A 12245-nucleotide genomic window follows, 5' to 3' on the forward strand; every position below is an offset into this window, starting at 1 on the left:
GTGAAAATGAACGTATTGCAGTATATAAAACAAAACTTCGAGAGCTTCACAGATAGAGAAAAATTAATAGCTGAATATTTACTTAGTAATAAAAAGAGTATTATAAATATGTCAGCAAAAGAAATTGGAGATGTTACAAATACTTCAGCTCCAACAGTTGTTAGATTCTCTAAAAAAATAGGTTTTGATTCTTTAAATGAAATGAAACTACGATTATCATTAAATTTACAAAATGATGAAGATAATTCTGATTTTGAATATTTGCATGGAGATTTATCAACTAAAAATATAATTTACGGAATAAAGGCTTCTATTGATTCTATAATGAATCAAACAATTGGAATTTTAAAAGAAGAAGAATTAGAAAAAGCAATAGAAATACTTAACAAGGCTAAAAATATATATATATTTAGTGTGGGTGTTTCTAGCTTAGTAGGAATGGATTTCTATTATAAATTAAGTAGAATAAATAAAAGATGTATTGCACATGCAGATACACATCTTCAAATTACATCTTCAGCACTTATGGAAAAAGGTGATGTAGCAATAGCAATATCATACTCAGGAGAAACTAGAGAAGTTATAAAGTGCGCAGAAAATGCTAAGGAATCAGGAATACCAGTTATATCAATAACAAAGGCAAGTATAAACAATACATTGGCTGATATATCTGATATAGTTCTTCAAGTACCATTTGTAGAAAAGACATTAAGAGAAGGTGCTATGAGTTCAAGAATATCACAACTTGCAATAATAGATATGCTATTTATAGGAATGGCAAAGAATAACTTAAAGGCAGTAGAAGAAAAACTTAGAGTAACAAGAAAAGCAGTAGAAGGACTAAAGAATTAATAAAAAAATGAAAATTTATTTGAAATGAAAATTTCAAATTGCAGTGAAAAAATTAAGGAGAGATTCGTTTGAATCTCTCCTTTTCAATTGTCCTTCTGATTGTTATTTATGATTGAATTATATATAATTGAATATAGCATTTACCAATTTTTATGTCATAATATAAATTAGGGAGGGAATGAGATGAGAAGAAATTTACGTTTAACAATTATAGTTGTGATGATTTTTTTTATAATGACAGGGTGTATAGTTAGAAATCAAAGTTCAGCACATAATACTATAGAGCAAGGAAGTAAAATAAAAGATACTTATATTTATAATGTTGAAGATAATTTTAAAGGAATGAAGTTAGAAATAAATTTAACTCTTACTAAGGGGAATGTTAAATTTGAGCTTAAAGATCCAAATGGGGATATACAGTGGAGCGAAGAAGTTACATCTGATAAGCCTTTAAAAGAAATAAAAAGTTTTGATAAGATAGTTGGAGATTGGACATTGACATTTGAAAGTATTGATAACTCAGGAGAAGGTGAGTTTGATTTACAATTTAATAGACTATAAAAATAATGAATAATGGATAATTGAAGAATAAACTTCTATAAAGTTTAGAGAATTTAAGTAGAAATTCGAAAGAATTTCTATTTTTTATTTTTATAATTCAACGCAGACTAATTATAACCTGAATTATCAATTATCAAATTTTCATTGTTACACAGCTTGTCCGAATTAGTTTCACTATTTTTCTATGAGTAAAATTCTTCAATAATGTAAATAATAAACTTAGTCGAGTTTTAAAATGCCTTAACTAAAGAATAAGGAGAGGAGTAAGTTTATGAGAGATGAAGTTTTAAATAATACTAGAAGAACTATACTCATAGAGCTTAATGAAGCATTTAAGGGAGTTGTTAATAATCATAAATATTTAAATAAGCTTATTAAGCACGGGGAGGATGTTATTTCTTCAGCTGAATGGCTGCTTGATAATATTTATTTAATTGAAAAGGAATATAAAACAATTAAGTTTAATTTGCCAATAAACTATTTTAATAATTTACCTACAATAGAAATTGATTATATTAGTTATCCAAGGGTTTATATATTGGCTAAAAATTATATTGAGAAAAACCAAAATATAATAGATAAAGATGAATTAGTAAAATTTATAAATGAGCAAGGAGAAAGTTTTACAATAGGAGAATTATGGGCTTTTCCTTTAATGCTTAGGATTGCATTAATAATCAATTTAGGAATAATAACTAATGATATGGTAGTTCTTCAAAAGCAAAGATTGGGAGCTAAGGACTTAGCTAATACAGTTATAGATTCTTATAATAATGATAAGATAGATAGTTTATTATCTAAGCTGGAAAATAAATATCCTATAATTAAAGTTGAAGAGTCTAAAGAGGAATCTAAAAATAACTATATGGGAGATGACGAGAGTCTTCATGATGGACTGTTTTCTCCTGAGTTTATAGATAAGTTTTTTAGTATTTTAAGAGATAATTCAATAGAGGATGAAAGAGTATACAAGTTTGCTTTAGATAGATTGAAAGAAAAAGAAAACACAAGTTTTGAAAAGGAAATAATAAAAGATCATATAAGAGAAGGGAATATTGCTACATCCATAGGAATAACTATAAATTCTTTAAGAATAATGGATTCTATAAATTGGAAAGAATTCTTCTCAGAAACATCAAATGTAGAAAGAATATTAAAGCAAGATCCAGCCAAAATTTATGAGGACATGGACTTTGAAACAAAAGATTATTATAGACATAAAATAGAGGAAATTTCTAGAAAAACTAATATAGATGAACTCAAACTAGTAAAGACAGCTCTAGAACTTAGTAGTTTACATCTAGAAAATAGAGATTTTTATAAAAGACATATAGGATATTATTTAGTAGATGATGGGGTAAGAGATATACTAAAAAGATATAATATAACTAAAAATATAGATAAGAAGATGTCAAGGGGATGTTATTTATCAACTATATTTTTAGGAACAATTTTAGTAGATTTAGTAGTTTTACTATTAACATATCTAATTCCATTAAGCTTTAATTTATGGCAATATATATTGGCATTTATTTTGATGATAGTTCCATCTAGTGAGGTAGTAATATCACTATTAAACTGGTTTATAGCAAAGGTTACGCCTGTTAGTTTTATACCTAAGATGGATTACTCTAAGGGAATACCTGAAAGTGAAAGAACTATTGTAGTAATACCAGCAATACTAGGTAATAGCAAGTCTGCAATTGATTTACTAAAAAAATTAGAAATATATTACTTAGCCAATAGAGATAAAAATATTTTCTTTGCTTTACTTGGAGATTTATGTGATAGCAATAATGAAAGTGAGACACAAGACAATGCAATAAATGAGGAAGGAATAAAATTTGTAAATAAGCTGAATAAAAAGTATGCAAAAGATGGAGAAGATAGATTTTTCTTCTTTAACAGAAAGAGATTATATAACGAATCAGAAAAAGTCTACATGGGCTATGAAAGAAAAAGAGGAAAGCTCATGGAGTTTATGGCTTTAATTAGAGGTAGTGAAGAAACTACTTATAATATAATTAGTAGTGATATAGGTTCTTTAAAAAGTGCAAAATACATAATAACTTTAGATAGTGATACATTTTTACCAATAGGAAGCGCTAAAAAGCTTATTTCAGCAATGAGCCATGTTTTAAATAATCCTTATATAGAAAATAATTCTGTATTAAGAGGATATAGTATTATGCAACCAAAGGTAAGTGTTAATCTAGAAGATAAGCATAAAACATATTTTTCTGAAATTTTTGCAGGAGATGCAGGAGTAGATGCTTATTCAACAGCATCTTCAGATACATACCAAGATTTATTTGGAGAAGGAATATTTACTGGTAAGGGGATTATAGAAATAGATTCATTCTATAATATTTTAAAAGATCAAATACCAGAAAATAAAGTCCTTTCACATGATTTAATAGAGGGAGTCTTAACAAGATGTGCATTAATAACAGATGTTGAAGTAATAGATGGATATCCATCTAGTTATTTAGCTAGTGCCTTAAGGCTCCATAGATGGGTAAGAGGAGATTGGCAAATAGCAAGTTTTGCATTTTCAAAGAAGATATCAGCAATATCTAAGTGGAAGATAATAGATAATCTTAGAAGGAGCTTACTTGCCCCAAGCTTATTATTAGGATTATTAGCTATATTAACAGTTTTAAGTGGAGCAGTTCAAATATCTATATTGTTATTTTTAGCTTTAATAACTCCATTAATGTTTACAGTAACAGATTTTGTTGTTACACCTAAGAAAAAGATTATGGGAACTTTTAAAACATTAAAACAAATAGTATTGATTTTAAGCTTTATTCCATACCAAGCTTGGCTTATGTTTGATGCTATATTTAGAACAATTTATAGGCTTACTATATCTAAAAAGAATTTACTTCAATGGAAAACTGCTGATAGGGTTGAGAAATCAGTAAAGAATACTTATATGTGGTATTATCAAAAAATGTGGATATCAGTAGGAGTATCTTTAGTAGTACTATTACTTAGTTTAGATAATTCTATAGAAATATTAATAGCTACAATAGTAATTTCTATTCTTTGGGCTATAGCACCAGCAATGGCATGCAGAATATCACAAGAAGAAAAGCTTATAAAAGATAGATTAGAATTAGAAGATGAAGAATTTCTTAGAGAAAGTAGTAGAAGAATATGGGCTTATTATGAAGACTTTATAAATGAAGAAAATAATTATTTAGCTCCAGATAATTTTCAAGAAAAACCTTTTAAGGGTTTGGCACACAGAACATCACCAACTAATATCGGTATGGGGCTTATTACTAATTTAACGGCTTATGATTTAGGGTATATATCAATAGGTGAAGTTATTTATAGAGTAGAATCAATTTTAGATGGAATGAGAGGACTTGAAAAATTTAATGGACATTATTTAAATTGGTATGATACAAAGACGAAAGAAGCACTTTGGCCTAGGTATGTATCCACAGTAGATAGTGGAAACCTCTTAGGATATCTTTGGATAATTAAAGATGTTATAAGAAAGTTTAATAATAACCCAATAATAAGAGAAAAAGAAATAACAGCTATAAAAGATACTTACAACATAGTAAGAAAAGATGAAAAAGAAGAATTTTATGATAGGCTTCCAGATAATATTGATTTAAGAGAATATAAGAATATATTATTAGATGAATTAAAAATAGTAAATGATAGACTTGAAAGTGATAAAGATAATAAGAAAAATGATAATGAATATTATTGGATAAAAAAATTAAAAAATGAAATAGAAACAAAAATAGATTTTTATGATTTTATATTCGATGGTATAGAAAAAATAGTCATAGATACCTTTAAAAATTATAAGGCTCCAACTTTATTACAATTGATAGATATATTAGAAGATATAAAGAAGTCATCAGGAGAAGAATTCCAAATAATTTTAGATAAAAAAATTGGTAAGCTTATGGAATTCAATGAAAGACTTAAGCTTCTTGCATGTGAAATAGACAGTATTATGAATGATATGAACTTCAAATTTTTATATAACAAAGATAGAGGGCTTTTTGCAATAGGATACAATGTAGAAGAAAAATCCTTAGGAAATTCCTACTATGATTTAATGGCTTCAGAAGCAAGGATATCATCATTTTTATCAATAGCAAGAGGAGAAATTCCAAAGGAGCATTGGTATAATTTAAGTAGAAATATGACCAAGGTATTTGGGCATAAAACTTTAGTATCTTGGAGCGGTACTATGTTTGAATATTTTATGCCATTTCAAATAATGAAAAGTTTTAAAAATACAATTTGGGATTTGACATATTCATCAGTTGTAAGTGCCCAAATAGGCTATGGAGAAAAGAAAAATACACCATGGGGAATATCAGAATCAGCTTATTATGAATTTGATGTAAATCAAAATTATCAATATAAAGCTTTTGGGGTACCTGGAATAGGCTTAAAGAGAGGACTTGAACAAGAAGTAGTTATATCTCCATACTCTTCAATAATGGCCTTACCATATGATGCTAAATCTTCAATAAAAAATTTAAAAAAGCTGTATGATATGAAGTTTTATGGTAGATATGGTTTTATAGAAGCAATAGATTATAGTGATGAAAAACCAAAGGAAGAAGCAAAAGAAGTACGTTGTTATATGGTTCATCATTTAGGAATGTCTCTTTTAGCTTTAGATAATATATTAAATAATGATATTTTAAAAGAAAGATTTCATAATATTCCAGAAATAAAGGCAGCTGAAATTCTTTTAAAAGAAAAAGTTCCTGAAAACATAACCTTTGAAAGAGAAGTAGATATTAGTATAGCTAATAATAAAAAGTTAGAAAAGGAAGATTTTATTCCTAGAATATTTAAAGGAAATAAAGGTGAGGATCAAGAAGTTTTATTATTATCTAATGGTACTTATTCAACTATGATAGCTCATGATGGTAGTGGATATTCTAAAAAAGATGATATGACGGTATATAGGTGGAAGGGAGATAGCACTTCAGATTCAAGTGGAACTTTCTTTTATATAAAAAATCTAAATTCAAATGATTATTGGAGTGCTACTTATGAGCCTTGCAAGGAAAGTAATGAAGACTATTTAGTAGAATTTACTCTTGATAAAGCAAAGTATGAAAGAAAAGATGGAAGTATAACTACGAATTATGAAGTAACATTAGCTTCTGAAGATAATGTAGAAGTAAGAAAGTTATCATTAAAGAATACAGGAGAAAAGCTAAGAACTTTAGAAATAACAAGTTATTTAGAAGTAACTCTTCAATCTTTTGAAGGGGATGCTGTTCACCCAAGTTTTTCTAATTTGTTTATTAGTACAGAATATAATGAAGAAACTAAGAGTCTGATAGGAAATAGGAGGCCCAGAGCAAAAGGAGCAATTACTAATTATATATTCCATACTATAGCTTCAAATCATGATTTAGATGGTGATTTAACTTACGAAACATCAAGATTAAACTTTATAGGAAGAAATAGAAATCTGAGATATCCAGAAGTAATGGATAATGATGCCCCACTTCAAAATACAGTTGGAACAGTATTAGATCCTATAATGAGTATAAGAAGTAGAATCACACTTAAGCCAGGAGAAGAAAAATCAATTTACTATTTAACAGGAGTTGGAGAATCAAAAGAAGAAATTTTAGAACTTATAAGATCATATAAAGATGTTCCAAAGATAGAAAAGAGTGCCGATGCTTATAATTATTCTAATCAGTTAGAACTTAAGCATATTGGAATTAGATCAGCGCAAGCAAATATATACCAAAGTTTAGCATCTTATATTTTATATCTTCATAGTGGAAGAAAGAATAGAGAAGATTACATAAGAAATATTAAAATGAATCAAGAAAACTTATGGTCATATGGAATATCAGGCGACTTACCTATAATATTTTTAATTATTGAAAGCGAAGATGATATAGATTTGTTAAGGCAAGTTATTAATATGCACTATTACTTTAGAAATAAAGGGATAAAGACAGACTTAGTAATTTATAATGAAGAAGAGTTATCCTATGAAGAACCACTCCAAAAAAATATAATTTCAACAATTAGAAATTCTGTTGCAAGAGAAAATATAAATAAATCAGGAGGTATTTTCATTCATAATAAATCTACAATGAGTGATAATATAAGAGATTTTATTATAGGTATTTCAAAACTATATATAAATTCAAAAGAAGGAGCTCTTGCTAAGCAGTTAACGGAAGCAGTAGAGTATAAGTATAATGAATATAGAAACAAAGAAGAATTATCACACATTAATAGAATAAAAGTAGATATAAATGAAAGTGATTATATAAAGGGTTTTGTAGATAGACAAATAAATAAGATCGATAATGATTCAGATGAAGTATTAAAAGAAGTAAAACATAGTAATCATGAAAAAGAAAATATGAATAAAGCATCAGAATTAAGGAAAACTGAAATTGGAAACAATCATTTTGATATTAGTGAGTTAGACTTCTTTAATGGATATGGAGGATTTAAAAAATCAGATAAAAGCTATATCATAAGACTTAAAGATTATGAAAATACTCCAGCACCATGGATAAATGTAGTTTCTAATAAGGATTTTGGATTCCATATTTCCGAGGTGGGTTCAACTTATACCTGGTGTGGAAACAGTAGGGAAAATAAAATAACGCCTTGGAGCAATGATTGGGTAAGTGATCCAACAGGAGAAGCTTTATATATAAGAGATAATGATATAGGAGCATACTTTACAATAACTCCTATGCCAATAAGAGATGGAGGAGAATACATAATCGAACATAGCTTTGGGTATTCAACCTTCAAACATACTGCATACAATATATGTAGTGAAATGAAAGTATTTTGTCCTAAGGAAGAAAAGATAAAATTATGTAAAGTATCTCTTAAGAATTTATCTAATGTAGATAAGAATTTATCAATATTCTATTATGCTCAATTAGTACTTGGTGTATATAATTATGGAAGTGCTAAATACATAAGCACATCAATCCAAGGCCAATATATATATGGCCAAAATCCTTATTCAAAATATTTTGGGAAATTAAAAGCTTATTTATCTATTAATGGCGATAAAAATCAAAGTTTTACTGGTAATAGAAAAAGCTTTTTAGGAGTTGGAGGAGAATTATCTAGCCCTAAAGCATTACTAGAAAATAGTTTAGATAACTTAAGTGGAAGTATATATGATCCTTGTTTAGGAGCTAAGCTAGATATAAAATTAAAAGCTGGTGAAGAAAGAGAGATTATAATAATTTTTGGGCAAGAAGAAAGTGAAGAATTAATAAAAGAAAAAATAAATAAATACAGTAATATAGAGAATGTTGATGAAGAATTAAGAAATGTGAAAGATTATTGGTCAAATTTCCTAGGAAATATACAAGTAAAGACACCAGATTTATCAATGGATTATATGTTAAATGGATGGCTTATGTATCAAACCTATAGTTGTCGATATTTATCAAGAACAGCATTTTATCAAAGTGGCGGAGCCTATGGTTTTAGAGATCAACTTCAAGACTCTATGTCCATAGGAATATTAGATCCTAATATAACTAGAGAACAAATTTTAAGGAGTGCATCAAGACAATACCTTGAAGGTGATGTACAACATTGGTGGCATCCAGTAATAAACTCAGGAATAAGAACAAGATTTTCAGATGATTTGTTATGGTTGCCATATGTAACTTCTGAATATATAAAATCTACAGGAGATTATAGTATATTAGATGAAAAAGCTCCTTATTTAGAAGATGAACCACTAAGAGATGGCGAAGATGAAAGATATACGATAGTAAATCAATCCAATAAGGAGGGAAACATATATGAACATTGTTTAAAAGCAATAGATAGAGGTTTAAAGTTTGGAAGACATAATATTCCTCTTATGGGTAGTGGTGATTGGAACGATGGAATGAGTACTGTTGGAAACAAGGGAGAAGGAGAAAGTATTTGGGTAGGTTGGTTTTTATATAAAATACTAGATAGCTTTAAGGAAATATGCAAGCATAAGAATGATAAAGAAAAAGAAGATGCATATGGCACATTCCAAAGCTTTATACAAGAAAATCTAGAAGAAAATGCTTGGGATGGAGGCTGGTACAGAAGAGCGTATTTTGATGATGGAAAGCCTTTAGGCTCAAGAGAAAATGATGAGTGTAAAATAGATGCTATTGCACAAAGCTGGTCAATAATTTCTAATGCGGCTAAGATTACTAGAGCACAAGAAGCCATGGAAGCAGTAGATAAATATCTTGTAGATAAGGATAAGGGTCTTATTAAGTTATTAGCACCACCTTTTGATAAATCGCCTACCTTAGAGCCAGGATATATAAAGGGATATGTACCTGGAGTTAGAGAAAATGGTGGCCAATATACACATGCAGCAGTATGGGTTATATTAGCATTAACAAAGCTTGGTCTAGGAGATAAGGCATGGAAATATTATAATATGATAAATCCAATTAATCATACAAATACAGAACTTGAAGCAAGAAACTATAAAGTAGAACCCTATGTAATGGCTGCAGATGTATATATAAAAGAGCCTCATGGCGGAAGAGGTGGATGGAGCTGGTACACAGGAGCATCAGGATGGATGTATAAAGTTGGTCTTGAAGACATATTAGGTTTAAAGAAAATAGAAGGTAAAGGATATAAAATAGATCCGTGTATCCCTGAAACTTGGAAGGAATATGAAATAAATATTAATAATGAAAACGAAGATTACAATATAAAGATTAAGCGTGGAGAACATAAAAAGATTATAATTGATGGAGAAGAAGTTAAAGATAATTTAATTCCGAAAGATAAAGGAAAGCTACATATAGAAGTCGTAATATAATTAACAGTTAATGTAATTAACAATTATGGATTTTTTGCTGCACAAAACTTAAAATTCATTAAACTGTTAATAGTTAAATGTATAAAAATGTATTGACATTGTAAAAAGGTGGGCTTATTATAATAATAAATGGATAATAATAAAAATTCTATGAAGAGAAAAAGTAAGTTATTAATTTGTTCAACAGAGAGTTGGTGTATGCTGAAAGCCAATGTTCAAAGTTAACCGAATATCATCTCTGAGAAGCAGTACTGAAACAATTTGTAGTAAGTATTGACGGAGTCTTTCACCGTTAAAAGATAAGCGTATTGATAGATATGTAGCTAAGTGCTATAAAAGGTTTATGAAAAATAAGCTAATTTTATAGAATTAGGGTGGTAACGCGGATATTTCCGTCCCTTGTTTTCAAGGGACGGTTTTTTTTGTTTAAAAAGGGGGAGATTATTTGGATATTGAAGGTGAGATTATTAAGAATTAATTAGAATATAGTTAGGGGGATTTTGACATGGAGAAATTATCAAAAAGAGATTTAATATTAATAGGACTGATGCTTTTTTCTTTATTTTTTGGAGCAGGAAATTTAATTTTTCCTCCTTTTATGGCTGAGGCAGCAGGGGAAAACACTTGGATAGTTACAAGTTCATTTTTTATAACAGCAGTTGGTTTTCCTGTATTAGGAGTTGTTGCGGTAGCAAAATCTGGAGGTTTAACTAATTTATCAAGAAGGGTAAATCCTTTATTTGCCACAGTATTCACTATTTTAGTATATTTATCAATAGGACCATGCTTAGGTATTCCAAGAGCAGGAAGTTTACCATTTGAAATGGCAGTAGCACCATATTTGCCTGAAAATATATCAATAGCATTAGCATTATTTATATATACATTTATATTTTTTGCAATAGCATATTGGCTTTCATTATCGCCTAGTAAGTTAGTAGATCGTATGGGAAAAGTACTAACTCCTGCTTTATTAATTCTAATTTTAATTATGGTAATTGGATCTATAATTAAGCCAATTGGAGGATACGGAGCAGCAACAGGAGATTATGCAACCTCTCCATTCGTTAAGGGATTTTTAGATGGATATTTAACAATGGATACAATAGCTGCACTTAATTTTGGAATAGTTATTGCAGTAGCTATAAAATCTAAAGGAATTAATGATGAAAAAGAAATAGTTAATACATCAATAAAAGCAGGAATAATAGCAGGAATTTTATTAGCTGTTATATATGCCTTACTTGCACATTTAGGAGCTGCTAGCGGAGGAAGATTTGGAGCAACTGAAAATGGAGCTCAAACTTTAACAAATATCACAACATATATATTTGGAAAGCCAGGAGCTATATTATTAGCATTAATCTTTACATTAGCATGCTTAACAACTTGCGTTGGACTTATTACTTCATGTAGTCAATATTTCTCGACATTAACTGAGAAAATATCATATAAAAACTGGGTAAGAATATTAACTATATTTAGTATGACTTTTGCAAACATGGGACTTACAAAGATTCTTAGCGTAACAGTACCAGTATTAAATGCCATTTATCCAGTAGCTATAATGCTTATAATACTTGCAATGATGGACAATATACTTAAAGGAAGTTCTGTAGTTTATAAATTAACAATATTATTTACAGGAGTAATAAGCGTAGTCGATGCTTTAGGACAAGTTGGATTGACTTTAGGATTTGTTACAAGCTTTATTAGTAAACTACCTTTTTATAAAGAAGGACTAGCTTGGATAATTCCAGCTATAGTAGGAATGATTTTAGGTGTATGTATTAAATTTGCAAAAGAAAGTTTTAACTCTAATAAAGTTTTAAGTGATAAAGCAAGTAATTAATTTGATAAAGTGTTTATTCCTATATCAATACAAGCACACCATGCTATTTGTGATGGATATCATTCTAGTAGATTTATTAATGAGATGCAAGAATTAGCATTTAATTTTCAAGTATGGCTAAAAGATAAATAGTTATTGATTAAATAT

The 12245-nt window shown here is 28.5% G+C and carries 4 protein-coding genes, 1 pseudogene and 1 other annotated feature; all 5 genes and pseudogenes read left to right on the forward strand.

The window, feature by feature from the left end; all coding sequences use genetic code 11:
* Positions 1-6: 6 nt before the first annotated feature.
* Positions 7-852, forward strand: coding sequence for a MurR/RpiR family transcriptional regulator (locus ABDZ60_RS04695; protein ID WP_016205666.1), 846 nt, complete (start codon positions 7-9; stop codon positions 850-852).
* Positions 853-1035: 183 nt separating this feature from the next.
* On the forward strand, positions 1036-1413 hold the full coding sequence (locus ABDZ60_RS04700) for a hypothetical protein (protein WP_016205665.1): 378 nt from the start codon (positions 1036-1038) through the stop codon (positions 1411-1413).
* 271 nt (positions 1414-1684) lie between these two features.
* Positions 1685-10246 (forward strand): glycoside hydrolase family 94 protein, encoded by an 8562-nt coding sequence (locus tag ABDZ60_RS04705; protein ID WP_343776448.1) that lies wholly within the window; start codon positions 1685-1687, stop codon positions 10244-10246.
* A gap of 141 nt (positions 10247-10387) precedes the next feature.
* Positions 10388-10649 (forward strand) — a binding site (T-box leader).
* Between the two features lie 102 nt (positions 10650-10751).
* Complete coding sequence (gene brnQ, locus ABDZ60_RS04710; RefSeq protein WP_016205664.1) at positions 10752-12098, forward strand: branched-chain amino acid transport system II carrier protein; 1347 nt, start codon at positions 10752-10754, stop codon at positions 12096-12098.
* A 6-nt stretch (positions 12099-12104) separates the two neighbouring features.
* Positions 12105-12230: pseudogene (locus ABDZ60_RS04715) on the forward strand (CatA-like O-acetyltransferase); the annotation flags it as partial.
* Between the last annotated feature and the right edge of the window lie 15 nt (positions 12231-12245).

Source organism: Clostridium sartagoforme (genome assembly GCF_039521405.1).
Taxonomy (GTDB): domain Bacteria; phylum Bacillota; class Clostridia; order Clostridiales; family Clostridiaceae; genus Clostridium; species Clostridium sartagoforme.